Origin of the sequence: Kitasatospora sp. CB01950, from assembly GCF_001905465.1 — a bacterium.
Classification (GTDB): Bacteria; Actinomycetota; Actinomycetes; order Streptomycetales; family Streptomycetaceae; genus Kitasatospora.
On record NZ_LISX01000009.1, the window covers coordinates 234,742 to 260,592 of the forward strand.

Sequence of the window (25,851 nt, forward strand, 5' to 3'; positions counted from 1 at the left end):
GTCAGCGGGCGCTGGCCTCGTGGACGAAGGCGACCAGTCGGGTCAGCGCGTCCGGGTCCATGGTCGGCATGACGCCGTGGCCGAGGTTGAAGATGTGGTGGCTGCCGCCGAGCGCCTGGGCGGCGTGCAGCACCTCGCGGGCCTTGGTCTCCACCACGTGGGTGGGCGCGTACAGCACGGCCGGGTCGAGGTTGCCCTGCAGGCCCTTGCCGGGGCCGACCCGGTTGGCGGCCTCGTCGAGCGGGACCCGCCAGTCGACGCCGACGATGTCCGCGCCGGCCTGGCCCATCAGGCCGAGCAGTTCACCGGTGTTGACGCCGAAGTGGATCCGTGGCACCCCGTACGGCGCGACCGCGTCGAACACCTTGGCGCTGGCGGGCATCACCGAGCGGCGGTACTCGTCCGGGGCGAGCGCACCCGCCCAGGAGTCGAACAGCTGGATCGCCGAGGCGCCCGCCTCGATCTGGATCTTCAGGAACGCCGAGGTGATCTGCGCGAGCCGCTCGACGAGCTCCGCCCAGAGCTCGGGCTCGCCGTACATCATCGCCTTGGTGTTCTCGTACGACTTCGACGGGCCGCCCTCGATCAGGTAGCTCGCCAGCGTGAACGGCGCACCGGCGAAGCCGATCAGCGGGGTGGCGCCGAGCTCCTCGACCAGCGCGCCGACCGCCTCGGTGATGTACGGCATGTCGTCCGGCTCCAGCGGACGCAGCCGCTGCAGGTCGGCCTTGGTGCGGATCGGGTCGGCGATGACCGGACCGACGCCGCCCTTGATCTCCACGTCGATGCCGACCGCCTTGAGCGGGACCACGATGTCGGAGAAGAAGATCGCCGCGTCCACCTTGTGCCGACGCACCGGCTGCAGGGTGATCTCCTTGACCAGCTCGGGCCGCATGCAGGCGTCGAGCATCGGGACGCCCTCGCGCACCTTCAGGTACTCGGGCAGCGAGCGGCCGGCCTGCCGCATGAACCACACGGGGGTGTACGGCACCGGCTCGTTGCGGGCGGCGCGCAGGAAGACGGAGTCGTACGCGGCGCCGCGGGGCCGCTGACCGGACTGGGCTGCGGGGGTCTCACTCACGCGTCACATCCTCGCACGCGGCCACTCCCGCCCCGGCCGCCGACCAGGCAAAACGGACAGCTCGGACACCCGTGGTGCACAGAGCGGTCCCGGCCTGGCCGATTTCCGGAATTTCGGCACGCCGGAGGAACGAAAGTGCTCGGATTGCGAGCCCGCGCCACCTAGGCTTCCGGACATGGCAGCGGTCGGCGGGCAATCCGCACAGGGTGGAGGAACGGGCAGGGAGTCGGCGCCGATCGAGTTCCGCGAGGCGGTCGAGGCGCTGACCGGGGCGCGACTGCGCCCCGAGGTACGGCTGTCCCCGCAGCCCGCCCCCCGCCGACTGGCCCCGCACACCTTCGCACTCTCCGCCTCCGTCGAGGTGGACGGCGAGGAGCTGGCCGACGGCACCCTCGTCCTGCTGCACGACCCGTCCGCGCCGGAGGCCTGGAACGGGGACTTCCGCGTGGTCACCATGACCCGGGCCGAGCTGGAGCCGGAGATGGCGGGCGACCCGCTGCTGTCCGAGGTCGGCTGGAGCTGGCTGGTGGACGCCCTGCAGGCGCACGGCGCCGGGTTCGCCGAGCCCAGCGGCACCGTGACCAGGTGTCACTCGCAGTACTTCGGGGCGCTGGCCGAACGCGGCGCCTCCACCGAGATCGAGCTGCGCGCCTCCTGGACGCCCGCCGACGGCCGCTTCGAGCGGCACCTGGCCGCCTGGGCCGACCTGCTGTGCGTGTGCGCCGGGCTGCCGCCCGCCCCGTCGGCGGCGCCGGCCGCCGAGTCCGGCGGACTGGGCGGCGTGGTGCCGATGCCGGCCCGCCGTCGGCCGCGCAACCCACACTGACCTCCGCCCGGCACCCCTTTTTCCCACTCCGCCGCTCGCACGGCTGTCCGCACCCCGTAGACACCCCGGGGGACAGTCGCACGCCTTGGACCGGCGACCACCCGCAGGACTGACGGAGTGTGACTTCGTAGACGCTCCCGGTCAATTACCCGACCGTTCCCGATCGTCGTGTCGCCGGAAACGATCGAATCCGTGCGATTTCCGGGCACGTCATACCGGTCGCCTGCGCGATTTGTCCGTATTGTTACTCACCAGATCGTGATCACCCGCTAAAGCCGGTCACGGTTGATGCCGAAGGTGTCAGTGACCCTTTCCAGACGCGGAACACTCCGACCGCCCCCTCGGGGTTCCGTCCGCCACTCCCCCGCAGGAGGCCTCAGGTGTCGGTCCTTCTTGAGCACCCCGCAAACGTGGTCGCCTACCGTCCGACGAAGCCCACCGCCATGGTGGTCATCGCGGATCCCCGGGTCCGAAACACGGTGACCCGGCATCTATGGGCGCTCGGTGTCCGCGACGTCATCGAGGTCTCCTCGATCGCCGAGGCCCGGCCCCGGATCTCCAACCCCCGCGACATCTGCATCGCCGATGTCCACCTCCCCGACGGCTCCGGCCTGACCGTCCTGGCCGAGACCCGCGCCGCGGGCTGGCCGAACGGCCTGGCACTGTCCGCCGCCGACGACATCGGCGCGGTCCGCTCGGCCCTGGCCGGCGGCGTCAAGGGATACGTGGTCACCGGCACCCGCACCAGCATGCCGATGCCCGGCCGTCCCGGACTGCCGATCGGCGCCGGCCTGGCCGGTCGGATGCGCCGTCCCGGCATCCCCGGCCACCACCACCCCGGCATGCACGGCGCTCCCGGCCAGCCCGGCGGCGCCCCCGGCGCTCCCGGTGCACCCGGCGCGCAGCCCTCCGCCTACCGCGAGCTCTCCGGCCGTGAGGTCGAGGTGCTGCGGCTGGTCGCCGAGGGCCAGTCGAACAAGGCGATCGGCGTCGCGATGGGCCTCTCCGCCCTCACCGTGAAGAGCCACCTCGCCCGCATCGCCCGCAAGCTCGGAACGGGCGACCGGGCCGGCATGGTGGCGGTGGCGCTGCGCACCGGCATCATCCACTGACCCACATCGTCCCTGGTGGCGGCCCGGAGGAACGTTTCCTCCGGGCCGTTCCCGTGCCCTCCGCCGACGATCCGTCACCTGCCGCCGCAGCCCCCGGACCGGCCCGCCGACCCGGCCCGGCAGAGGTCCGAACATGGTCCGACCAGTCGGACAACACTCCCGGCGGCGGCACACGACGTACCCTTGGGGGGTGACCGACGCCGTAGCCTCCATCCCCGAAGAGACCGCCCCGGTTCCGCTCCTCGAACCCAGGGACGGACTCCCACCGGTGGTGTCGGACCCTCAGGCGCTCGCCGCGACCATCGCGGCCTTCCGTACCGGCACCGGCCCCGTCGCCGTCGACGCCGAACGCGCCTCCGGCTACCGCTACGGCCAGCGCGCCTACCTGATCCAGCTGCGCCGCAACGGCGCGGGCACCGCGCTGATCGACCCGATCGCCTGCCCCGACCTCTCCGCGCTGGACGAGGCCATCCACGACACCGAGTGGGTCGTGCACGCCGCCACCCAGGACCTGCCCTGCCTGTTCGACGTCGGCATGCACCCCGGCGTGCTGTTCGACACCGAACTCGCCGGCCGGCTCGCCGGCTTCCCCCGGGTCGGCCTCGGCCCGATGACCGAGAACGTCCTCGGCCTCTCGCTGGCCAAGGAGCACTCCGCCGTCGACTGGTCCACCCGCCCGCTGCCCGAGCCCTGGCTGCGCTACGCCGCGCTCGACGTCGAGGTCCTGGTCGACCTGCGCGACGCCTTGGAGACCGAACTCGACCGGCAGGGCAAGCTCGACTGGGCGCACCAGGAGTTCGCCGCCCTCGCCGCCGCACCCCGCCCCGCCCCGCGGGTCGACCCCTGGCGGCGCACCTCCCAGCTGCACAAGGTCCGCCGCCGTCGGCAGCTCGCCGTCGTCCGCGAACTCTGGCTGACCCGCGACCGGATCGCCCGCGAACGCGACGTCTCCCCCGGCCGGGTGCTGGCCGACACCGCGATCGTCAACGCGGCCCTCGCGATGCCGCTCAACGCGCCCGCGCTGATCGCCGTCCAGGGCTTCGGGCCCCGGGTGAACCGGCGTCAGCTCGAACAGTGGCTGGGCGCGATCGAACGGGCCCGGGAGATTCCGGAGAACGCGCTGCCCTCCGCGACCGCCCCGCACGACGGGCCGCCGCCGCCGCGCGCCTGGGCCGAGAAGGACCCGATCGCCGCGGCCCGCCTCACCGGTGCGAGGGCCGCCGTCGCGGCCCTCGCCGAGCAGCACCACCTGCCCGCGGAGAACCTGATCACCCCCGACCTGGTCCGCCGCGTCTCCTGGGAGCCGCCGGCCCGACCGGACGCGACGTCGATCGCCGACGCACTGCACTCCCTGGGGGCCCGCGCCTGGCAGACGGAACTGGTCGCACCGGCGCTCGCGGAGGCGTTCGGGACGGCGAGCGAATAGCAGCGCGGGCGAGTGCGAAAGCAGGGGCGCACACTCGCGGTGCGTTCTCGCTCACTCTTCCATCTCCTTGCCCACCGTTGTTACTCGTGGGTAGATTGGTCGCGTAGCAGCGTCGCTGATTTGCGCGCTCGCCCCGCCATCCCCCTGGGAGGAGAGCCCCCGTGCCTCGTACCGCGAGGGACGTCGTCTTCGTCGACGGCGTCCGCACCCCGTTCGGCAAGGCCGGCCCGAAGGGCATGTACCACGAGACGCGGGCGGACGACCTGGTCGTCAAGTGCATCCGCGAGCTCGTGCGCCGCAACCCGGGCCTGCCGGTCGAGCGGATCGACGAGGTCGCCGTCGCGGCGACCACCCAGATCGGAGACCAGGGTCTGACCATCGGCCGCACCGCCGCGCTGCTCTCGGGCCTGCCGAAGTCCGTTCCGGGCTACTCGATCGACCGGATGTGCGCGGGTGCGATGACGGCCGTCACCGCCACCGCGGGCGGCATCGCGTTCGGCGCCTACGACGTGGTCGTGGCCGGCGGCGTGGAGCACATGGGCCGGCACCCGATGGGCGAGGGCGTGGACCCGAACCCGCGGTTCGTCTCGGAGAAGCTGGTCGACGAGTCCGCCCTGTTCATGGGCATGACCGCGGAGAACCTGCACGACCGCTTCCCGCACCTGACGAAGGAGCGCTGCGACGCGTACGCGGTGCGCTCGCAGGAGAAGGCGGCGAAGGCGTACGCCAACGGCGACATCCAGCCGGACCTGGTGCCGATCGCGATCCGCAACACCAACCCCGCGGTCGGCGAGACCGGTTGGGGCCTGGCGACCACGGATGAGCCGATGCGCCCGGGCACCACCATGGAGTCGCTGGCCGCCCTGAAGACCCCGTTCCGTCCGCACGGCAACATCACCGCGGGCAACGCGGCGGGCCTGAACGACGGTGCGACCGCCTCGCTGCTGGCCGCCGAGGACGTGGCCCGCGAGCTGGGCCTGCCGGTCAAGATGCGCCTGGTCAGCTACGCGTTCGCGGGCGTCGAGCCCGAGGTGATGGGCATCGGTCCCGTCCCGGCGACCGAGAAGGCGCTGGCCAAGGCCGGTCTGACCATCGACGACATCGGCGCGTTCGAGGTCAACGAGGCGTTCGCCGTCCAGGTGCTGGCGTTCCTGGACCACTACGGCATCGCGGACGACGACGAGCGGGTCAACCCGTACGGCGGCGCGATCGCGTTCGGCCACCCGCTGGCCTCCTCCGGCGTGCGTCTGATGACGCAGCTGGCCCGCCGCTTCGAGCAGCGCCCGGACGTCCGCTACGGCCTGACCACCATGTGCATCGGCTTCGGCATGGGCGGGACCGTCATCTGGGAGAACCCGCACTTCGAGGGTGGTAAGTGACCATGAGCACCACTGAGATGCTGCAGCGCGCCGCCGAACTGTTCCCCGGCGAGGTCGTCACCACCGCGCACGTGCGCCACCTGGACCTGCCGCTGCAGGCCGGCAAGCTGGCGCTGATCACCCTGGACAACGGCTTCGACCACACCAAGCCGACCACCTTCGGCCCGGGTTCGCTGGCGAAGCTGTCCGAGGCGCTGGACCAGGTCGAGGCCGAGGCCGCCGAGGGCAAGGTGGTCGCCGTCGCGATCACCGGCAAGCCGTTCATCTTCGCGGTCGGCGCCGACCTCAAGGGCGTCGAGGTGCTCAAGGAGCACTCGGACGCGCTGGCCATCGGCAAGGGCGGCCACGACGTCTTCAAGCGGATCGCCGCGCTGCCCGTCCCGTCCTTCGCGTTCTACAACGGCGCGGCGATGGGCGGCGGCGTCGAGGTCGGCCTGCACTGCTCCTACCGCACCGTCAGCGCGGGCGTCCCGGCGTTCTCGCTGCCCGAGGTCTTCCTCGGCCTGGTGCCCGGCTGGGGCGGCTGCACGCTGCTGCCGAACCTGATCGGCCCGGCCAAGGCCGTCAAGGTCATCGTCGAGAACTCGATGGCCCAGAACAAGCAGCTCAAGGGCAAGGACGTGTTCGAGCTGGGGATCGCGGACGCGATCTTCGAGCCGGCCGACTTCCTGGAGCAGTCGCTGCTGTGGACGGCTCGCGTGCTCAAGGGCGACGTGGTCGTCGAGCGCGAGGAGTTCGACCGCGGCAAGGCGTGGGACGACGCCGTGCTGTGGGGCCGCTGGGTCGCCGACGCCAAGGTGCACGGGGCCGCTCCGGCCGCGTACAAGGCGCTCGACATCATCCAGCAGGTCAAGGACGGCGACCTGCAGGCCGGCTTCGACGCCGAGGACGCCGCGCTGGCCGACCTGATCATGAGCGGTGAGCTGCGCGCCGGCCTGTACGCCTTCAACCTGGTGCAGCGCCGCGCGAAGAAGCCGTTCGGCGCGCCGGACAAGTCGCTGGCCCGCCCGGTCACCAAGGTCGGCGTCGTCGGCGCCGGTCTGATGGCCTCCCAGCTGGCGCTGCTGTTCGCGCGCCGCCTGGAGGTGCCGGTGGTGCTCACCGACATCGACCAGGAGCGCATCGACAAGGGCGTGGGCTACGTCCACGGCGAGATCGACAAGCTGCTGGCGAAGGGCCGCATCGGCGGCGACAAGGCCAACAAGCTCAAGGGCCTGGTCTCCGGCCACCTCGACAAGGCCGTCGCGTTCGGCGACGCGGACTTCGTCATCGAGGCCGTCTTCGAGGAGATGGGCGTCAAGCAGAAGGTGTTCGCGGAGCTGGAGGCGGTGGTCGCGCCGACCACCGTCCTGGCCACCAACACCTCCTCGCTGTCGGTCACCGAGATGGCGTCCAAGCTCCAGCACCCGGAGCGCGTGGTCGGCTTCCACTTCTTCAACCCGGTCGCGATCCTCCCGCTGCTGGAGATCGTCCGGGCCGAGAAGACCGACGACGCCTCGCTGGCCACCGCGTTCGGTGTCGCCAAGAAGCTGAAGAAGACCGCGGTGCTCACCAAGGACGCCCCGGCGTTCGTGGTCAACCGCATCCTGACCCGCTTCATGGGCGAGATCCAGAACATCATCGACGAGGGCACCTCGTTCGAGACCGTCGAGGCCGCGGTCAAGCCGCTCGGCCTGCCGATGTCGCCGATCGCCCTGCTCGAACTGGTCGGCCCGGCCATCGCCCTGCACGTCTCCGAGACCCTGCACGGCGCGTTCCCGGAGCGGTTCACCGTCTCCGAGAACCTCGGCAAGGTCGTCGAGGCCGGCAAGCGCGGCTTCTACATCTGGCAGGACGGCGCCCAGGTCCTCGACCCCGAGGTCCTCGCCCTCCTCACCTTCGGCGACTCCGTCCTGACGGAGGACCAGGTCCGCGCCCGCGCCCTGGACGCCGTCGCCCAGGAGATCGGCCTGATGCTCGACGAGGGCGTCGTCGGCGAGGCGCAGGACATCGACCTGTGCATGATCACCGGCGCCGGCTGGCCCTTCCACCTCGGCGGCATCACCCCCTACCTCGACCGCGAGGGCGTCTCCGAGCGCGTCAACGGCAAGAAGTTCCTGGCCCCCGGCCTGGCTTCGGTCCCCGCCTGACGCACAGCGCACCCACGACGGGCGGCACCCCCCTTCCTCCGGGACGGGGAGTGCCGCCCGTCGGCGTTGTATGCTGCGCCGTTTCTGCGCGAAGGGGGTCGGCCGGTGTTGGTGCTGGTGCACGGCGGGCTGTGGGACGAGGAGATGGACGCCGAGCGGTTCTGGGGGCGGACCGGGGTGGTGGCGGGGCTGCGGGGCGAGGGGCTCGACGTGCTGGCGCCGGATCGGCTGATGCGGGCCGGGAGTTGGGCCGCGGAGGCGGAACACCTGGCGGCCCGGCTGCCGGACGGGCCGGTGGTGCTGGTGGGCGGGTCGAACGGCTGCTCGGCGGCGGTGCGGTTGGCGCTCGCGGTGCCGGAACGGGTGCGGGGGCTGGTGCTGGCGTGGCCCGCGACGGCGGGGGATCCTCGGGTGGACGGGCGGGCGCCGACCGAGGCGGCGCCGTTGCTGGCGGGCGGCGTACTGCGCGGGGTCGCGGACGAGGAGTTGGCGGGGCTCCGGCTGCCGGTGGCCGTGCTGCCGTCGGTGCCGGAGAACCCGGTGCACCAGCGACACACGGCCGACGCGCTGCTGGGGCTGGTGCCGGGGGCGGTGGAGCTGCCGGGGTGTCCGGAGCCGCCGCATCCGCTGTTCCGGCCGGAGGGGCTGGTGGCGGCGCTGGCGGGCTTCGCGGCGGCCGTCGGCGGGGCTACTTCTTGAGGCGGTAGATGACGGTGTCTCCGGTGGCGCCGACCACCTCGTAGTGGGTGTCGAGGAGGGTGGCGATCCGGGGGACCATGTCGGGCTGGTACGGCGCGGTGCCGGAGTCGTCGACGACGACCTCGGGGAAGCCGTTGGTGGAGATCTCGTCGTCGAAGGTCTGCCAGGCCTCGGCGACGGAGTACTGTTCGCCGACCTTCTCGCCGCCCTTGCCGCCGCTGAAGTTGGTCAGGAATCCGGCGGTGAGGTAGCGGGTGGCGGGGCGCCGGTCGGCGAGCCAGTAGAGCTCGGGGTGCATGCCCCAGATCAGGACGGTGTCCTTCGGGGTGGTCTGGGCGGCGATCGCGGTGGCGACCTCGGTGGTCTGGGTGAGGCGCTGGCCGGGCCAGAGCACGGCGAGGCCCCAGAAGAAGCTGCACGCGAGGGTGGAGTAGACCAGGACGGGCTTCCACGGGACGGCGGAGGTGGCGACGGCGCCGACGCCGAGCAGGACCAGCGGGGGCATCAGCTGGAGGTAGTAGTGGCCGAAGAAGTGGAAGCCGACCGAGACGGCGACCACCGAGGAGGCGAGCCACATCCACAGGTCGACGGTCGAGCCGTGCTCGGGCCCGCGGGCGGGGACGGGTCGTCGGCGGTGGCGCAGCCACAGGCGGTGGGCGAAGGGCAGCAGGAAGGCCAGCCCGGCGCTCATCAGGATGGCGGAGTTGCCGAGTGCCCGGCCGATCATCTGGGGCCAGTTGGATCCGAGGCCGGCGTAGTCGCCGGAGCCGGTGACGACCCAGAACAGGAAACCCTTGGGTTTGGTGAGGATGACGGCGACCAGCGCTATCGGCAGCGCGAACCCGAAGCCGATCTTGGCGAGCGCAGGGGGCCAGCGGACGCCGCGGCGGCGGGTGTCCTGGAGGAGCATCCACAGCACGGGGAGCATGACGGCGCCGCCGGTCTGCTTGGTGAGCGAGCAGAGCGCGACCGCGATGCCGGCGGCCAGCCAGCGGCGGCGTTCGGCGTAGCGGAAGGCGGCGACCATGGCGGGCAGCATGAAGACTTCGAAGGTCGCGGCCTGGGTGTCCTCGGGCGAGAGCCCGATGGAGACCAGCAGGTAGAGGACGCCGGCGCAGCGCCCGGCCCGGTCGCCCCAGCGGCCGCGGGCGAGCGAGGCGAGCAGGATCGCGGTGGCCAGGTGGGCGACGATCGCGAGGGTGCGCAGCGGCCAGAGCGAGGCGGAGCCGAAGAGCGCGAAGCAGGCTTCGTACAGCCAGGGCAGCAGCGGGGGTTTGCGGTCGACGACGGTGTCGTAGAGGACGCCGCCGTCGGCGAGCATCCGGGCCTGGGTGGCGAGGTAGCCCTCGTCGGGGCTCCACACCGGCCGCAGGAAGGACGGCAGGTGGGTGAGGGTGGCCAGCACGGCGAGCAGCGGGACCAGTCTGGTCCAGTACCCGGTGCGGAGGCGCTCTGGGAGGCGCTCGGCGAGGGTACGTCGCGGGCTCGTGAGGGTCTGGGACACGGATGACAACCTACCGGGCGTGGACGGGCGTAGTCAGTGCCAGTCCACTAATGAGTGTGACGGTCCGACAATAAGCGCACCGTCACAGGGCCGAAAGGCGGTCCCGTGACGGTGCGCGAGGGTGATGCCGGGTGGTCAGCTCCGGGCGAAGGAGCGGGTGCTGACCAGGGCCTCGATCTTCTTGGCGAGGGCGGGGGCGGTGAGCCCGATCTCCTCCAGGATCTCGCCGCGCGAGGCGTGGTCGAGGAATTCCTGCGGGATGCCGAAGTCGCGCAGCGGCACGTCGACGTCGGCGTCGCGCAGCGCCTGGGCGATCGCGGAGCCGACGCCGCCGGCCCGGCCGTTGTCCTCGACGGTGACGACCAGGCGGTGCTGGGCGGCGAGGCCCGGCAGCGCGGCGTCGACCGGCTTGACCCAGCGCGGGTCGACGACGGTGCTGGTGATGCCCTGCTCGGCCAGGAGCTCGGCGACCTCCAGGCAGGTCGGGGCCATCGCGCCGACCGAGACGATGAGCACATCGGCGGCCTCGTCGGCGGAGCCGTCCTCGGAACGGCGCAGCACGTCCATGCCGCCGACGGTGCCGACGGCGGGCACGGCGGGGCCGACGTTGCCCTTGGAGTAGCGGACCACGGTGGGGGCGTCGGCGACCTCGACAGCCTCGCGCAGCTGCAGGCGGACCTGTTCGGCGTCGCGCGGGGCGGCGAGCCGCAGGCCGGGGACGACCTGGAGGATCGACATGTCCCACATGCCGTTGTGGGAGGCGCCGTCGGTGCCGGTGACGCCGGCCCGGTCGAGCACGAAGGTGACGCCGAGCTTGTGCAGGGCGACGTCCATCAGGACCTGGTCGAAGGCGCGGTTCAGGAACGTCGCGTAGACGGCGACCACCGGGTGCAGGCCGTTGGTGGCCAGGCCGGCGGCGCAGACGGCGGCGTGCTGCTCGGCGATGCCGACGTCGAAGATCCGGTCCGGGTAGGCCTTGGCGAACGGGGCCAGGCCGACCGGGTGCAGCATGGCGGCGGTGATGGCGACGATGTCGCGGCGCTCGCGGCCGAGCGCGACCATCTCCTCGCCGAACACCGACGTCCAGTCCTTGCCGGAGGTCTTGACCGGCAGGCCGGTGTCGGGGTGGATCACGCCGACCGCGTGGAAGCGGTCCTCGTCGTTGTTCTCGGCGGCGTGGTAGCCGCGGCCCTTCTCGGTGATGCAGTGCACGATGACCGGGCCGCCGAAGTTGCGGGCCTTGGTGAACGCGGACTCCAGGGCCTGCAGGTCGTGGCCGTCGATCGGGCCGAGGTACTTCAGGCCGAGGTCCTCGAACATGCCCTGCGGGGCGATGAAGTCCTTCAGGCCCTTCTTGGCGCCGTGCAGGGTGTCGAACATCGCCTGGCCGACCACGGGGGTGCGCTGCAGCGCGTCCTTGCCCCAGGACAGGAAGCGCTCGTAGCCCTGGGTGGTGCGCAGGGTGGCGAGGTGGTTGGCGAGGCCGCCGATGGTCGGCGAGTAGGACCGCTCGTTGTCGTTGACGACGATGACGATCGGCAGGTCCTGGCTGTCGGCGATGTTGTTCAGCGCCTCCCAGGCCATGCCGCCGGTGAGCGCGCCGTCGCCGATCACGGCGACCACGGGACGGTCCTTGTGGCCCTGGATCTTGTTGGCCTTGGCGAGGCCGTCGGCGTAGCCGAGGACGGTCGAGGCGTGCGAGTTCTCGATCACGTCGTGCTCGGACTCGGCGCGCGAGGGGTAGCCGGACAGGCCGCCCTTCATCTTCAGCCGGGAGAAGTCCTGGCGGCCGGTCAGCAGCTTGTGGACGTAGCTCTGGTGGCCGGTGTCGAACAGGATCCGGTCGCGCGGGGAGTCGAAGACCCGGTGCATGGCGAGGGTCAGTTCGACCACGCCGAGGTTGGGTCCGAGGTGGCCGCCGGTCTTGGAGACCTCCTCCACCAGGAAGGCGCGGATCTCCTCGGCGAGCTCCGCGAGCTGCGCGGCCGTGAGTCGATCGAGATCGCGCGGTCCCCGAATGCGGGTCAGCAGGGCCACCCGTTCCTCCTCGTCCAAGTTCTCGCGCCCGCATGGGCCCGGAGGGCGTACGCCCCGCTTGAGTCTAATGTCCATTACCCGGCAGCAGTGCGGCGGGCAACCCCGTCGCCCGTTCGGGTGGCGGGAGCGGAAAAGCACCGAACCGCGCGACCGGCCCCGCTATGGCGGGGAGGTGTGCCGGTCGCGCGGTTGCGGGTGGTGCCGGGTCAGCCGCGTCCGTTGGACTTCTGGGTGCGGCGGGAGACCGAGTCCAGGACCACGGCGGCGAGCAGCACCGCGCCGGTGATCATGTACTGGATGGCCTGCTGGGCGTGGACCATGTCCAGGCCGGTGGTGATGGACTGGATGACCAGGATGCCGAGCAGCGCGGACCAGGTCTTGCCGCGGCCGCCGAACAGGCTGGTGCCGCCGATGACGGCCGCCGCGATGGCGTTCATCAGCATGTTCGCGCCACCGAGGCCCTTGTCCGCCGAACCCTGCTGGGAGGCGATGAACAGGCCGCCGAAGCCGGCCAGGCCGGCCGAGATCATGTACACCGAGGTGCGCACCCAGGCGACGTTGATGCCGGCCCGGCGGGCCGCCTCGATGCCGCCGCCGACCGCGAAGATCTGCCGGCCGTAGGTGGTGCGGCGGAGCACGAAGTCACCCAGCGCGACGATGCCGACGAACAGCACCAGCGGCAGCGGCAGGCCGCGGTCCTGGTTGAGCACGTAGGCGACCACCAGCACGACCACGGCGAGCGCGCCGGTGCGCAGCGCGATCTCGGCGATCGGGCGGGCCGGCAGGCCGGCGGCCACCCGGCGGCGGGCCTCCAGCAGCTGGCCGGTGCCGAACAGCACGATGGCGAGGATCGCGAACAGCCAGGCCCAGATGATGTCGCCGTCGCCCAGGAAGTAGGTGTCCAGGTTGGCGATGACGCCGTCGTTGAGGTTGTTGACGGTACCGAGGCTGCCGATGACCAGGTACTGCAGGCCGCTCCAGGCGAGCATGCCGGCCAGTGTGACCAGCAGCGCGGGCACGCCGATCTTCGAGAAGAAGAAGCCGTGCAGGGCGCCCAGGGCGACCGCGGCCGCGATGCCGATCAGCACCGCCAGCCACTCGTTGACGCCTTGGCGGACCGCGAGCACCGAGGAGATCGCGGCGCTGGCGCCGGCCACCGAGCCGAGCGAGAGGTCGATCTCGCCGAGCAGCAGCACGAAGACCACACCGGTGGCGATCAGGCCGGGGCCGGCGATCCACTTGGTGATGTTGGTGAGGTTGTCGGCGTTGAGGAAGGAGCCGGTCTTCCACTGGAAGATGGCGGCGATGATGATCAGGCCGATCACGACCGGCAGCGAGCCGAGCTCGCCGCTGCGGACCTTGCGGCCGAACTCCTCGAAGTAGCCGGCCAGGCCCTCCTTGCGGACCAGCAGGCGCGGGTCGACGGCGGGCGGGGTGGGCGTGGTGGGGGTTTCGGTGGTCACTTGGCGTCCTCCGCGATACGGGCCTGACGACGGGTCACCGCGTTGTCGGTGGCGCCGGTGATGGCGGAGATGATCTCCTCGTGCGAGGTGGTGGCCACCTCGAAGCTGCCGTTGTTGCGGCCCAGGCGGAGCACCGCGACGGTGTCCGCGACGGCCTTGACGTCGGCCATGTTGTGGCTGATCAGGATCACGCCGAGGCCGCGCTCGCGCAGCCGCTCTACCAGGTCGAGGACCTGGGCGGTCTGCTCGACGCCGAGGGCGGCGGTGGGCTCGTCCAGGATCACGATCTTCGGGTCGCCGACCAGGGCGCGGGCGATCGCGACCACCTGGCGCTGGCCGCCGGACAGGCCGGCGATCGGGATCCGGACGCTCGGGATGCGGATCGACAGGGTGTCGAGGAGTTCGCGGGCGCGCTTCTCCATGGCGACCTCGTCCAGGGTGCCGAAGCGCTTGAGCTCGCGGCCGAGGAACAGGTTGCCGACCACGTCGAGGTTGTCGCAGAGCGCGAGGTCCTGGTAGACGGTGGCGATGCCGAGCGTCTGGGCGTCGTGCGGGCGGCCGATGGAGACCGGCCTGCCCTCCCACTCGATGACGCCCTCGTCGATCGGGTGGACGCCCGCGATGGTCTTGACCAGGGTGGACTTTCCGGCGCCGTTGTCGCCGACCAGGGCGACGACCTCGCCCGCATGGACCTCCAGCTGCACGTCGGTGAGTGCCTGGACGGCGCCGAAGCGCTTGGAGACCCCGCGCAACGCCAGTACGGGTGCGCCTGTCACGTGAACCATCTCCTTGAGTTCCGTGTCGGACCTGACGTTTCCGACACGGGCGACCCGCGCGCCGGTCCGGGCGCGCGGGGTGGGACTGCGGGAACAAAAGGGGCCGGCGGGGGCTTCCGGGTGGTCAGGAAGCCCCCGCCGGACGGGAATTACTGCAGGCCGGCCGCGGTGCAGGCGGCGGCGAAGTCGGCGGTGCAGATGTCCGAGACCTTGTACAGGCTGTCGGCGATCACGGTGTCCTTGATGTTCGCCTTGGTGACGACCTTGGGCTCCAGCAGGGTGGCCGGGATGCCCTTGTCGGTGTCGCTGTCGACGGTCGCGGTGGCGACGCCCTTGATGTCCTTGCCCTGGAGCAGGTTGACCGCGAGCTCGGCGGCGCCCTCGGCCAGCGGCTTGTAGGCCTTGTAGATGGTGTAGGCCTGGTCGCCGGAGACCAGGCGCTGGATCGCGTCCAGGCCCGCGTCCTGGCCGCCGACCGGGACGTTGATGCCCTGGGCCTTCAGCTGGGTGATGATCGCGCCGGCCATGCCGTCGTTGGCCGAGTAGACGGCCTGGAAGCCGTCCTTGCCGAGCGAGGAGATGGCGGCGCCGATCTTCTGGCCCGCGACGGTGGGCTTCCACTCGCCGCTCTGCTCGTAGACGACCTTCTTGACCTTGCCGTCCAGCGCCTTGTGCGCACCGGACTTGAACTTGCCGGCGTTCGGGTCGGCGTCGTCACCGTTGATCATCACGATGTTGGCGTCGGCGGCCTTGGCGCCGAGGGCCTCGACCAGGGCCTGGCCCTGGAGCTCGCCGACCTTCTCGTTGTCGAAGGAGACGTAGGCGGAGACCGGGCCGGTGGCCAGGCGGTCGTACGCGATGACCTTGACGCCCTTGTCGGCGGCCTCCTTCACCCAGGACTGGGTCGACTTGGCGTCGAACGCGTCCAGGATGATCACCTTGACGCCCTGGGCGATCAGGGTGTCGAACTGCTGCTTCTGCTTGGAGGCAGAACCCTCGGCGTTGCTGTACTCGACCTTGCAGTCGGAGCAGAGCGCGTTGACCTTCGCCTCGATGAACGGCTTGTCGAAGGACTCGTAACGGGTCGAGGACGCGTTCTCCGGCAGCAGCAGGCCGATCGACTTGTTGTTGCCCGAGGCCGCGCCGTCCTTCTTGTCACTGCCGGCCTTGCCGCAGGCGGCCATGGTCAGAGCCATCGAGACGGCGGCGGTGCCGACGACAACGCGACGCATCATTGCGTTCATGGTGAGGGGTGCCTCCCTGACAGAGCCGCAACGTTGCGGCGAGGTGGGCAGGAGTCAACCCCGTCACCGAGCTTGTCGTCAATAAGTAAAGCATCAGGCCTCGGGATTCAGACCCTTTCGTTATCTTCCTGAAGGCTGACCCGATACCGGACGGCCACTTCCGCGTCCCACGGGGCCGCTCAGAGACCGCCCGTCTCCCCCATCTCACTCATCACCAGGGCCAGTGCGCCGAGCACTTCGGCCCGGCCGCCGAGCGTTCCCGGGACCACCGACAGCTGGCGCGCGGCACTGGGGATCGCGTACCGGGCCACCGAGTCCCGGATCGGGGAAAGCACCAGCTCACCGGCCTCGGCCAGGTCTCCGCCCAGGATCACCCGGCGGGGGTTGAGCAGGTTGCACAGGGTGGCCACGCCCATGCCGATCTGGCGGCCCGCGTCGGCGATCACCCGACGGCAGCCCAGGTCGCCCTGCTGGGCCAGCTGCACCACCTTTCCGAGGGTCAGTTCGCCCGGGTGGTTGGCGTTCAAGAGGTTGAGCAGGTAGCGGGAGCCGACGAAGGTCTCCAGGCAGCCGCGGTTGCCGCAGCGGCACACCGGGCCCGCCTCGTCGAGCGTGATGTGGCCGATCTCACCGGCGGTGCCGCCCGGGCCGCGGTAGATCTGGCCGTTGATCACCAGGCCGGCGCCGACGCCGCTGGCCACCTTGATGTACGCCAGCTCGCCCAGGCCCCGGCCGGCGCCCCACACCAGCTCGCCCAGCGCGCCCAGGTTGGCGTCGTTGTCCACGTGCACCGGCATGCCGAGGCGCTGCGCGAGTTCCTGACCGGGCATCACGCCCGTCCAACCCGGCAGGATCGCCGTCGAGCCGAGCGCCCCGGTCTCCTGGTCGATCGGGCCGGGCACGCCCAGGCCCACGCCGATCACCTTGTCGCTCGGGAAGCCGGCCTGCTCCAGCAGCCGCGCCACCATCCGCTCGGCCAGGTCGAAGCCCTGCTGCGCGGAGACGTCCACGTCCAGCGGCTCGCTCTCCTCGGCCAGCACCCGGTGGGCCAGGTTGCCGACCGCCACCCGCAGGTGGGTGTGGCCGAAGTCCACGCCCACCACGATCCCGGCGTCCCCGCTGAGCGAGACGCTGCGCGCCCGGCGCCCGCCCGAGGAGGTGTCGGCGACCACCACGGTGCCGGACTCCTTGAGCTCCCGGACGATGTTGGACACCGTCGCGGCCGACAGACCCGTGCCCCGGGCGATCTCGGCCTGGGTCAGCGATCCGGCCATCCGCACCGCCCGCAGCACCCGTTCGAGATTCGCCCGGTGCAGCGAGGACTGCGATCCCGGTGTGTCCGTCGACATGTTCGACCCTCCAGGGCGCGCTTGAGTTCGTTCAGCGTTCAGCTTCAACTTCTGAACCCTATGCTCAGGTACCTGTCGGAGGGGCAGTCAAGTACGAACACGGATCGTTACGCACGTGGGAGGATGCCCGGTATCCAAGCTCTGACGAAGGAGTCCTGCGTGCCTGGCACCAACTTGACCCGTGAGGAGGCCCGTACCCGGGCCGCGCTCCTGCATGTGGAGGCGTACGACATCGAGCTCGACCTGAGCTCGGCGCGTGAGGGCGGCACGTTCCGGTCCACCACCGTGGTCCGGTTCACGGCCGCCGAGCCCGGCGCTTCCACCTTCATCGACCTGGTCGCCCCCGCGGTCACCGAGATCGTCCTCAACGGCAGCCCGCTGCCGCTGGAGAACTTCGCCGACAGCCGCATCGCGCTGCCCGACCTGGCCGCCGACAACGAGCTGCGCGTCGTCGCCGACTGCGCCTACACCAACACCGGCGAGGGCCTGCACCGCTTCGTCGACCCGGCCGACGGCGAGACCTACCTCTACACCCAGTTCGAGGTCCCGGACGCCCGCCGGGTGTTCGCCAACTTCGAGCAGCCCGACCTGAAGGCCGCCTTCGCCTTCACCGTCACCGCCCCGGCCGGCTGGGTCGTCATCTCCAACTCGCCGACCCCCGAGCCCACCAGCGACGGCGACACCCGGGTGTGGACCTTCGAGCCCACCCCGCGGATGTCCACCTACATCACCGCGCTGGTGGCCGGCCCCTACGTCGGCGTCTTCGACAGCTACCGGAACGGCGCGCAGAACGTGCCGCTCGGCGTCTACTGCCGCCCCTCGCTGCGCGAGTTCCTCGACGCCGACGCCATCTTCGCCGTCACCAAGCAGGGCTTCGACTACTTCCAGGACAAGTTCGACTTCGCCTACCCGTTCGCGAAGTACGACCAGCTGTTCGTCCCGGAGTTCAACGCCGGCGCGATGGAGAACGCGGGCGCCGTCACCCTGCGCGACCAGTACGTGTTCCGCTCCAAGGTCACCGACGCCTCCTACGAGCTGCGCGCCGCGACCATCCTGCACGAGCTCGCCCACATGTGGTTCGGCGACCTCGTCACCATGGAGTGGTGGAACGACCTCTGGCTGAACGAGTCGTTCGCCACCTTCGCCGAGGCCGTCTGCCAGGCCGAGGCCCCCGGCTCCAAGTGGCCGCACTCCTGGACCACCTTCGCCAACCAGATGAAGACCTGGGCGTACCGGCAGGACCAGCTGCCGTCCACCCACCCGATCATGGCGGAGATCAACGACCTGGAGGACGTCCAGGTCAACTTCGACGGCATCACCTATGCCAAGGGCGCCTCGGTGCTCAAGCAGCTGGTGGCGTACGTCGGCCAGGACGCCTTCTTCCAGGGCGTGCGCGCCTACTTCAAGCGCCACGCCTGGGGCAACACCCGCCTCACCGACCTGCTCGGCGCCCTTGAGGAGGCCAGCGGCCGCGACCTGCGCACCTGGTCCAAGGCCTGGCTGGAGACCGCCGGCATCAACGTGCTGCGGCCGTCGCTGGTCGTCGACCCGGACGGGCGCATCGAGTCCTTCGCCGTCCTGCAGGAAGCCCCCGCGCTGCCCGCCGGCGCCCGCGGCGAGGCCGTGCTGCGCCCGCACCGCATCGCCATCGGCGTGTACGAACTGGTCGACGGCGACCTGGTCCGCACCGACCGGATCGAACTCGACGTCGACGGCGGGCGCACCGAGGTCCCGCAGCTGACCGGCCGGCAGCGGCCCGCCGTGCTGCTGCTCAACGACGACGACCTGTCCTACGCGAAGGTCCGCCTCGACGCCGACTCGCTGGCCGTCGTCACCGAGCACCTCGGCGACTTCACCGACTCGCTGCCGCGCGCACTGTGCTGGGCCTCCGCCTGGGACATGACCCGCGACGGCGAACTCGCCACCCGCGACTACCTGTCGCTGGCGCTGTCCGGCCTGCGCCGCGAGAGCGACATCGGCGTCGTCCAGTCCGTGCACCGCCAGGTCAAGCTCTCCCTGGAGCTGTACGCCGACCCGGCGTGGCGCGAGACCGGCCTGCAGCGCTGGGCGGCCGCCGCCGAGACGGCGCTGCGCGAGGCCCCCGCCGGCAGCGACCACCAGCTCGCCTGGGCCCGCGCGCTCGCCGCCTCCGCCCGGACGGACGGTCAGCTCGCGCTGCTGGCTTCTCTGCTGGACGGCACGGAGAGCATCGAGGGCCTGGCCGTCGACACCGAGCTGCGCTGGACCCTGCTCGGCCGACTGGTCGCCACCGGCCGCGCCGACGAGGCCGCGATCGAGGCGGAGCTCGCCCGCGACAACACCTCCTCCGGCCAGGAGCACGCCGCCTCCTGCCGCGCCTCCCGCCCGACCGCCGAGGCCAAGGCCGAGGCGTGGACGTCCGTGGTGGACTCCGACACCCTCACCAACTACGTCCAGGAGGCCGTCATCGCCGGCTTCCAGCAGCCCGACCAGCGGGACCTGCTCGCGGCGTACACCGAGAAGTACTTCGCCTCGGTGAAGCACGTGTGGGAGACCCGCAGCCACGAGATCTCGCAGCAGATCATCGGCGGCCTGTACCCCGCGTACGCGGTCTCGCAGGCCACCCTGGACGCCACCGACGCGTGGCTCGCCGACGCCGAGCCGGCGCCGTCGCTGCGCCGCCAGGTCGTCGAGGCGCGGGCGGGCGTGGAGCGGGCGCTGAAGGCCCAGTCCGCGGATCGCTGACGCCAGGTCCGAGAGGGGCCCGGGGGGACTTGTCCTCCCGGGCCTCCGGCGTTTTCGGGTGTGCAGGGCCGGGGGCTGCGCGGCAAGCGCCGGCCGGTCCGTCAGGTCGCAAGCACGTGCAGGTCATTGTCCTGGATCGCGATCTTGCAGATGGGTGCGTTCCCCTTCGCGCAGTTCCTCGCGCCCCTGGTGGTGCGCGGGGAGGGTGGTGCGGAAGACCGTCGCGCCGGGGGTGCTGTGGGCGGTGGCGGTGCCGCCGTGGGCCTGGACCACGGCCTGGACGATGGCGAGGCCGAGGCCGGTGGAGCCGGTGCGGCGGGAGCGGGTGGGGTCGCCGCGGACGAAGCGTTCGAAGACGTGGGGCAGCAGGTCGGGCGGGATGCCGGGCCCGTTGTCGGTGACGGTGAGTCGGGCTCCGGTGGCGTCGGTGTCGAGGCGGAGGGTGACCTCGGTGCCGTCGGGGGTGTGGGTGCGGGCGTTGGCGAGCAGGTTGGCCACCACCTGGGTGAGCCGGTGCGGGTCGCCGGGGACGGTGACGGGCTCGGCGGGCAGTTCGAGCCGCCAGCGGTGCAGGGGGGCGGCGGCGCGGGCGTCGGCCGCGCAGTCGAGGGCGATCCGGGTCAGGTCGACGTCCTCGACGGCCAGTGGGCGGCCCGCGTCGAGGCGGGCGAGCAGCAGCAGGTCCTCGACGACGGTGCCCATCCGCTGCGATTCGGCGGTGATCCGTTCCAGCGAGTGCCGGACGGGTTCGGGCACCGGCCCGGGGTGCCGCAGGGCGAGTTCGGCGTGGCCTCGGACGGCGGCGACCGGGTTGCGCAGTTCGTGGCTGGCGTCGGCGGCGAACGCGCGCAGGCGTTCCTCGACGTCCTGGCGGCGGGTCAGCGCGTCGCCGATGTGGCCGAGCATCCGGTTGAGCGCGGTGCCGACCCGGCCGACCTCGGTGCCGGGGTCGTCGTCCGGGACGCGTTCGCCGAGGTCGACCGCGCCGCTGGCCAGCGGCAGCGCGGAGACCCGTTCGGCGGTGGCGACCACCCGTTCCAGCGGGCGCAGCGCGAGCCGGACGCCGAGCGTGCCGGCGGCTGCGGCGACGGCCAACGCGGCGGCGAACACCACGAGTTCGATGAGCAGCAGGCGTTGGACGGTCTCGTCGACGGGGTGCAGGGGCAGGCCGGTGATCAGCACGTCCCCGTCGTGGCCGACGACGGCGGCGGTCCGGTAGTCGCCGAGCGCGGACAGCGTGATGTCGTGCGGCCGGCCGGTCGGCGGGAGGGCGCGCAGGGTGCGCACGTCGGCGTCGGTGAGCGGGACGGCGGCGTCGCCGGCCCCGCCGCCGACGATCGGCACGGGGTCGTCGTCGCCGGGCGGGATGCCGCCGACCACGGCGGCGTGGGTGACGGTGCCGTTCAGCAGTCGGGCGCCGAAGGTGCCGGGCGACTGGGCGCGGGTGTCGTGACCGTTCTGGTCGGGGTGTTCGAGGCTGGTGGCGTAGCGCCCGCCGGACGCGCTCAGCTGCTGGTCGAGCCGGTCGACCAGGAAGTGCCGCAGGGCCGCCCCGGTGGCGACCGCGACGCCGCCGCAGATCACGGCGATCAGCACGAGCACGCCCACCACCAGCCGGGCCCGGAGGGTGCGGGGCATCAGCCGCCCGGCGGCCGTCATCCGGTGGGGGCCTTGAGGACGTAGCCGGCGCCGCGGACGGTGTGGATCATGGGGGTGCGGCCGGCGTCGATCTTGCGGCGGAGGTAGCTGATGTAGAGCTCCACGACGTGGGCCTGGCCGCCGAAGTCGTAGGACCAGACGGCGTCCAGGATCTGGGCCTTGCTGAGGACCTGGCGGGGGTGCTCCATCAGGTAGCGGAGCAGGGCGAATTCGGTGGGGCTGAGGTCGATGTTCTCGCCGCTGCGGCTGGTTTCGCGGGCGGTCGGGTCCAGGTGGAGGTCGCCGACGGTGAGGGTGTCGGGGGTGGCGGGGCCGGCGGGGGCGGTGCGGCGGAGCAGGCCGCGGAGCCGGACGACGACCTCTTCGAGGCTGAACGGTTTGGTGACGTAGTCGTCGCCGCCGGCGGAGATGCCGGCGATGCGGTCCTCGACGGCGTCGCGGGCGGTCAGGAAGAGCACCCGGACCTCGGGGTCGGTGCGGTGGACGCGGCGCAGGACTTCGAGGCCGTCGAAGTCGGGGAGCATGACGTCGAGCACGATGGCGTGCGGGTGCCAGGCGGCGGCGGTGGTGACGGCGTCGAGGCCGCCGGTGACGCCGCGGGCCTGCCAGCCTTCGTAGCGCAGGGCGCCGCAGATCACCTCGACCAGGTCGGGTTCGTCGTCGACCACCAGGACCCGCCAGGGGGTGTCCGCGTGCTGCATGGGTCCATTCTTGCGCTCCGGCATGAGAAAGCGGTGAGATCATCCGACCGCAGCGGAGCGGGTGCCCCTGCGGTGACCTGCGTGAACGCTGTCGGCGCGGTCCCGGGGCGGCGTCCTTTCATAGGGAACTGAGAGCTTCCGGTGCCACCGTGGCGGAGCACCGCCGAAGGAGGGCCGTTGACCGCACTGACCACCCCGGGCCGGGCCGCCCGCCGCGCCGCCCCGCGCCGGGGCCTCCCGCCGGACGCCGTCCGCCGCGGCGCGCTCGCCCTGATCGTGCTCGGCGCGCTCGGGGTGCTCGCCCTGTGGTGGGCCGACACCCCGCGGGTCGCCGGCGCCGCGGACTGGCTCACCGGCGCGGGCCGGATCACCGGCCTGCTGGCCGGCTACGCCGCGCCCGTCCTGCTGCTGCTGATGGCGCGGATCCCGTTGCTCGAACGGGAGGTCGGTGCGGACCGGATGGCGCGCTGGCACGCGTTCGGCGGCCGCTACCTGGTGTCGCTGCTCACCGTGCACGTGCTGACGGTGATCTGGGGCTATGCGCTGACCAGCGGTCAGGGCCTGTGGAACCAGGGCGTGGAGATCGTCTTCCACTTCCCCGACATGCTGAAGGCGTCCGCCGGGACCCTGCTGCTGCTCGGCACCGGCGCGGTCTCCGCCCGGGCCGCCCGCCGCCGGCTGAGCTACGAGGCCTGGTACTACCTGCACCTGGCCGGCTACCTGGCCGTCGCCCTCGGCTTCGGCCATCAGCTGACCACCGGCGCGGACCTGGCGGACGGGCCCGCGAAGGCCGCCTGGTCCCTGCTGTACGTCGGCACCGCCGCCGTCCTCGGCTGGTACCGGCTGCTGCGGCCGTTCCTGCGCGACCGCCGGCACCGGCTGCGGGTCGCCGAGGTCCGGCCCGAGGGCGCGGGCGTGGTGTCGGTCTTCCTGACCGGCCGGCGCCTGGACGAACTGCGGGCCGAGCCCGGCCAGTTCTTCCGTCTTCAGTTCCTCACGCCGCAGCTGCGCTGGGCCGCCAACCCGTACTCGCTGTCCGCTCCCCCGCACCCGCACTTCCTGCGGTTCACCGTCAAGGGCCTGGGCGCGCACAGCGCCGCCGTCGCCGCGCTCGGGCCCGGTACGGCCGTCCGCGTGGAGGGACCGTACGGGGCGTTCACCGCGCGCCGCCGGCACGGCGGGCCGGTGCTGCTGCTCGGCGCGGGCGTCGGCGTCACCCCGTTGCGGGCGCTGTTCGAGACGCTGCCCGGGCCGGTGACGCTGGTGCAGCGGGCCCGGCTCGACCAGGACGTGCTGTTCCGGCACGAGTTGGCGGCGGTCGCGGCCGGCGGCCGGGGCCGGCGCGTGCACGAGCTGCTCGGCAGCCGCGAGCAGGTCGGCGACCTCGGCGCGGCGCTGCACCGGCTGGTGCCGGATCTCGGCCGGCACGAGGTGTTCCTGTGCGGGCCGGAGGCGTTCACCGCCGAGGCGGTCCGCGCGCTGCGCGCCGCCGGGGTGCGGCCGTCCCGCATCCACCACGAGTCCTTCGCCCTCTAGGAGCCCCCACCGCCATGCGCCGAGCCGTCATCACCGCCTCCGCGACCGCCGCCGGGGTCGTCCTGCTGCTCTCCCTGAAGCCGCACGAGCCGTCCACCACCGGCGCGATATCCACCACCCCCGCACCCGCGCCGGCCGCCACCGGAGGGACGGCGTCGGCGGCGCCGCAGAGCGGGGGCACCCGGACGCTCACCGGCACCGCCGTCAACACCCGGTACGGGCCGGTCCAGGTGCGGGTCACCATGGACGGCGGCGCGATCAGCAAGATCGACGTCATCCAGTACCCCACCCGGGACCGCCGCGACCGGGAGATCAACACCTACGCCGTCCCGCAGCTCAACCAGGAGGCGATGGCCGCGCAGAGCGCCCACATCGACGTGGTCTCCGGCGCGACCTACACCAGCGACGGCTACACCCGCTCCCTGCAGAGCGCCCTCGACCAGGCGGCGAAGCAGTGACGCTCACCCATGTCGAGCACGTGATGGGGACGGTCTTCTCCTTCTCCGTCCGCGACCCCGGCCCGCGCACCGCCGACGCCCTGGCCCGGATCGTCGCCCGCCTGCACCGGATCGACACGGTGTTCTCGCCGTACCGCGAGGACAGCGACGTCAGCCGGCTCGGGCGCGGCGAGGTCCGGCTCGCCGGGTGCGACCCCGAGGTCGGGTGGGTGCTGGACCGCTGCGCGGAACTCGCCGCCGAGACCGACGGCTACTTCAGCGCGACGCCCGGCGGACGCCTGGACCCAAGCGGATACGTCAAGGGCTGGGCCGTCGAGGAGGCCTCCCGGGCGCTGCGCGAGGCCGGCTCCGGCCGGCACTGCGTCAGCGGCGGCGGCGACGTCCAGACCGCGGGCGGCCCCTGGCGGATCGGCATCGCGGACCCGCACCGCCCCGGCGCCGTCGCCCACGTCGTCACCGGGCACGACCTCGCCGTCGCCACCTCGGGCACCGCCGAACGCGGCCCGCACATCCTCGACCCGCACACCGGCCGCCCCGCCACCGCTCTCGCCTCGCTCACCCTGCTCGGCCCCCGGCTCGCCCGCCTCGACGCCCTCGCCACCGCCGCGTTCGCCATGCCCGACCCGCTGCGCTGGCTCTCCGCCCGCGGCGTCCCCGCCCTCGCCGTCCGCCCAGACGGCGCCCGCGAGCGCACCCCGGACTTCCCCTGATCGGGCCGGATACCGTGGGGCCCGACGAGTGAGGGGGCACAGCAGTGATCGTCAGGTACGGGGCCGGGGGCGGACTCATGGACGTCCACCGGCCGGTGACCAGGTCGGGGCCGGTGCCCGCGGTGCTGCTCTGGCACGGCCGGGGTCCCGACGAGCGGGACGTGCTCGCGCCGGTCGCCCGCGCGGCGGCGGAGCTGGGCGTCCTCGTGCAAGGGCCTGTCCGGCCGATCTTGTCGGATCGGCGCGCGGCTCCCCCAGCCCTTGGGGGCTGGGAGGTGCCCCCATTTCGCGCCCGGCTGGGCGTGCCGGCGAAACGTCCTCGTACTGGGTGTACTTGGATGTTTTGCCGGTGCGTCCGTGGGGGCACCTCCCAGCCCGCCAGGGCTGGGGGTGGGGGCACCTCCCGGCCCGCCAGGGCTGGGGGCGGATGATCCGGCGTCGCGCGCCCGGCAAGATCGGCCGGACAGGCCCTGGTGCCGGACTGGCGTCCCGACGCGCCGGACGGCGGGCGGGCGCAGCTGTGGGAGTCGGCGGTCTTCGCGCGGGAGCGGGTGGCGGACTTCGGCGGGGATTCCGGGCGGATCGTGCTCGCCGGCTGGTCGCCGGGCGGCAAGGCCGCGGTGGGCGCGGCGCTGAATCCCGCCGCGTTCGGCGGGTGGCGGCCGCACGCCGCGGTGGGGATCGCCGGCGCGTACGGGTCGGTGGCGCCGTCCACCGGCACCGTGCCGATCGACGACGTCTGCGGAGGCGGGCCGCCGGTGCCGGTGTGGCTGGTGCACGGTACGGCCGATCCGGTGGTGCCGGTCGAGCGTTCGCGCGAGTTGCGGGCGGCGTTGGCGGAGCACTGGCGGCCGGTGTCGCTCAGCGAGGTGACCGCGGATCACGCCGGTGTGGTGATGACGGAGTTCGTCCCGGAGCGGGCCCGCTGTCTGCCGACCACGGCCCGGCAGGCCGTCGAGGCGGGGACGCGGACGGCGGAGGTGCTGGCTCGCGCGGCGTTCTCCGGGTGAACGGACAACGGCGACTGCCGGGGCGGCC

The 25,851-nt window shown here is 72.4% G+C and carries 20 protein-coding genes; 11 read left to right on the forward strand and 9 right to left on the reverse strand.

Going from position 1 to position 25,851, the window contains the following annotated elements; all coding sequences use genetic code 11:
* Position 1: 1 nt before the first annotated feature.
* Positions 2–1,081 (reverse strand): uroporphyrinogen decarboxylase, encoded by a 1,080-nt coding sequence (hemE, locus tag AMK19_RS23285; protein ID WP_073814921.1) that lies wholly within the window; start codon positions 1,079–1,081, stop codon positions 2–4.
* Between the two features lie 175 nt (positions 1,082–1,256).
* On the opposite strand from hemE, the gene AMK19_RS23290 reads away from it, so the two are divergent.
* The 6 genes from AMK19_RS23290 (at position 1,257) to AMK19_RS23315 (ending at position 8,652) form a co-directional block, all read left to right on the forward strand.
* On the forward strand, positions 1,257–1,907 hold the full coding sequence (locus AMK19_RS23290) for a DUF3000 domain-containing protein (protein WP_073814923.1): 651 nt from the start codon (positions 1,257–1,259) through the stop codon (positions 1,905–1,907).
* A gap of 380 nt (positions 1,908–2,287) precedes the next feature.
* Positions 2,288–3,019: a response regulator transcription factor gene (locus AMK19_RS23295; protein WP_073814925.1), complete on the forward strand. Its 732-nt coding sequence runs from the start codon at positions 2,288–2,290 to the stop codon at positions 3,017–3,019.
* 190 nt (positions 3,020–3,209) lie between these two features.
* Positions 3,210–4,445, forward strand: coding sequence for an HRDC domain-containing protein (locus tag AMK19_RS23300; protein WP_073814926.1), 1,236 nt, complete (start codon positions 3,210–3,212; stop codon positions 4,443–4,445).
* A 161-nt stretch (positions 4,446–4,606) separates the two neighbouring features.
* Positions 4,607–5,824: a thiolase family protein gene (locus AMK19_RS23305; RefSeq protein WP_073814928.1), complete on the forward strand. Its 1,218-nt coding sequence runs from the start codon at positions 4,607–4,609 to the stop codon at positions 5,822–5,824.
* 2 nt (positions 5,825–5,826) lie between these two features.
* Complete coding sequence (locus AMK19_RS23310; RefSeq protein ID WP_073814929.1) at positions 5,827–7,953, forward strand: 3-hydroxyacyl-CoA dehydrogenase NAD-binding domain-containing protein; 2,127 nt, start codon at positions 5,827–5,829, stop codon at positions 7,951–7,953.
* A gap of 105 nt (positions 7,954–8,058) precedes the next feature.
* Positions 8,059–8,652, forward strand: a complete 594-nt coding sequence (locus AMK19_RS23315) for an alpha/beta fold hydrolase (protein WP_073814930.1) — start codon at positions 8,059–8,061, stop codon at positions 8,650–8,652.
* Here the strand turns inward: AMK19_RS23315 and AMK19_RS23320 are convergent.
* The 6 genes from AMK19_RS23320 to AMK19_RS23345 all read right to left on the reverse strand — a co-directional run bounded on the left by AMK19_RS23320 (position 8,642) and on the right by AMK19_RS23345 (position 17,025).
* Positions 8,642–10,156, reverse strand: a complete 1,515-nt coding sequence (locus AMK19_RS23320; protein ID WP_073814932.1) for an ArnT family glycosyltransferase — start codon at positions 10,154–10,156, stop codon at positions 8,642–8,644. The two genes, AMK19_RS23315 and AMK19_RS23320, sit on opposite strands and share 11 nt — an antisense overlap.
* A gap of 135 nt (positions 10,157–10,291) precedes the next feature.
* Positions 10,292–12,193 carry a 1-deoxy-D-xylulose-5-phosphate synthase gene (dxs, locus tag AMK19_RS23325; protein WP_198953413.1) on the reverse strand — a complete coding sequence of 634 codons (1,902 nt, stop codon included), beginning with the start codon at positions 12,191–12,193 and terminating at the stop codon, positions 10,292–10,294.
* Between the two features lie 206 nt (positions 12,194–12,399).
* A complete protein-coding gene (locus AMK19_RS23330; protein ID WP_073814935.1) occupies positions 12,400–13,656 on the reverse strand; it encodes a sugar ABC transporter permease in 1,257 nt (418 codons plus the stop codon).
* The gene (locus tag AMK19_RS23335; protein ID WP_073814936.1) at positions 13,653–14,441 is read right to left on the reverse strand and encodes an ATP-binding cassette domain-containing protein; all 789 of its coding nucleotides are present in this window, start codon (positions 14,439–14,441) and stop codon (positions 13,653–13,655) included. Before AMK19_RS23335 ends, AMK19_RS23330 begins: the two co-directional genes overlap by 4 nt.
* Before the next feature lie 140 nt (positions 14,442–14,581).
* The gene (locus AMK19_RS23340; RefSeq protein WP_073814938.1) at positions 14,582–15,676 is read right to left on the reverse strand and encodes a sugar ABC transporter substrate-binding protein; all 1,095 of its coding nucleotides are present in this window, start codon (positions 15,674–15,676) and stop codon (positions 14,582–14,584) included.
* A gap of 179 nt (positions 15,677–15,855) precedes the next feature.
* Positions 15,856–17,025: an ROK family transcriptional regulator gene (locus AMK19_RS23345; RefSeq protein ID WP_073814939.1), complete on the reverse strand. Its 1,170-nt coding sequence runs from the start codon at positions 17,023–17,025 to the stop codon at positions 15,856–15,858.
* A 159-nt stretch (positions 17,026–17,184) separates the two neighbouring features.
* Between AMK19_RS23345 and pepN the strand changes: the two genes are divergently transcribed.
* The gene (gene pepN / locus AMK19_RS23350) at positions 17,185–19,749 is read left to right on the forward strand and encodes an aminopeptidase N (protein WP_073814941.1); all 2,565 of its coding nucleotides are present in this window, start codon (positions 17,185–17,187) and stop codon (positions 19,747–19,749) included.
* A gap of 123 nt (positions 19,750–19,872) precedes the next feature.
* Here the strand turns inward: pepN and AMK19_RS23355 are convergent, their stop codons facing one another.
* Positions 19,873–21,408, reverse strand: a complete 1,536-nt coding sequence (locus AMK19_RS23355; protein ID WP_073814942.1) for a sensor histidine kinase — start codon at positions 21,406–21,408, stop codon at positions 19,873–19,875.
* Complete coding sequence (locus AMK19_RS23360) at positions 21,405–22,109, reverse strand: response regulator transcription factor (RefSeq protein WP_198953415.1); 705 nt, start codon at positions 22,107–22,109, stop codon at positions 21,405–21,407. Before AMK19_RS23360 ends, AMK19_RS23355 begins: the two co-directional genes overlap by 4 nt.
* Positions 22,110–22,286: 177 nt before the next feature.
* Here AMK19_RS23360 and AMK19_RS23365 point away from each other — a divergent pair, with 177 nt between their 5' ends.
* The 4 genes from AMK19_RS23365 (at position 22,287) to AMK19_RS23380 (ending at position 25,823) form a co-directional block, all read left to right on the forward strand.
* The gene (locus AMK19_RS23365) at positions 22,287–23,645 is read left to right on the forward strand and encodes a ferredoxin reductase family protein (RefSeq protein ID WP_073814945.1); all 1,359 of its coding nucleotides are present in this window, start codon (positions 22,287–22,289) and stop codon (positions 23,643–23,645) included.
* A gap of 14 nt (positions 23,646–23,659) precedes the next feature.
* Entirely contained in the window at positions 23,660–24,103 is a 444-nt protein-coding gene (locus AMK19_RS23370) for an FMN-binding protein (RefSeq protein WP_073814947.1), read from the forward strand.
* 23 nt (positions 24,104–24,126) lie between these two features.
* Positions 24,127–24,813, forward strand: coding sequence for an FAD:protein FMN transferase (locus AMK19_RS23375; RefSeq protein WP_073814948.1), 687 nt, complete (start codon positions 24,127–24,129; stop codon positions 24,811–24,813).
* A gap of 473 nt (positions 24,814–25,286) precedes the next feature.
* A complete protein-coding gene (locus AMK19_RS23380) occupies positions 25,287–25,823 on the forward strand; it encodes a hypothetical protein (protein ID WP_073814950.1) in 537 nt (178 codons plus the stop codon).
* Positions 25,824–25,851 lie beyond the last annotated feature (28 nt).

Bases quoted from the DNA above. Each gene is read 5' to 3' on its own strand.
- AMK19_RS23360 (WP_198953415.1), bottom strand. From the start codon at position 22,109: ATGCAGCACGCGGACACCCCCTGGCGGGTCCTGGTGGTCGACGACGAA.
- AMK19_RS23290 (WP_073814923.1), top strand. From the start codon at position 1,257: ATGGCAGCGGTCGGCGGGCAATCCGCACAGGGTGGAGGAACGGGCAGG.
- AMK19_RS23375 (WP_073814948.1), top strand. From the start codon at position 24,127: ATGGGGACGGTCTTCTCCTTCTCCGTCCGCGACCCCGGCCCGCGCACC.
- AMK19_RS23355 (WP_073814942.1), bottom strand. From the start codon at position 21,408: ATGACGGCCGCCGGGCGGCTGATGCCCCGCACCCTCCGGGCCCGGCTG.
- AMK19_RS23310 (WP_073814929.1), top strand. From the start codon at position 5,827: ATGAGCACCACTGAGATGCTGCAGCGCGCCGCCGAACTGTTCCCCGGC.
- AMK19_RS23345 (WP_073814939.1), bottom strand. From the start codon at position 17,025: ATGTCGACGGACACACCGGGATCGCAGTCCTCGCTGCACCGGGCGAAT.
- AMK19_RS23340 (WP_073814938.1), bottom strand. From the start codon at position 15,676: ATGAACGCAATGATGCGTCGCGTTGTCGTCGGCACCGCCGCCGTCTCG.
- AMK19_RS23335 (WP_073814936.1), bottom strand. From the start codon at position 14,441: ATGGTTCACGTGACAGGCGCACCCGTACTGGCGTTGCGCGGGGTCTCC.
- AMK19_RS23370 (WP_073814947.1), top strand. From the start codon at position 23,660: ATGCGCCGAGCCGTCATCACCGCCTCCGCGACCGCCGCCGGGGTCGTC.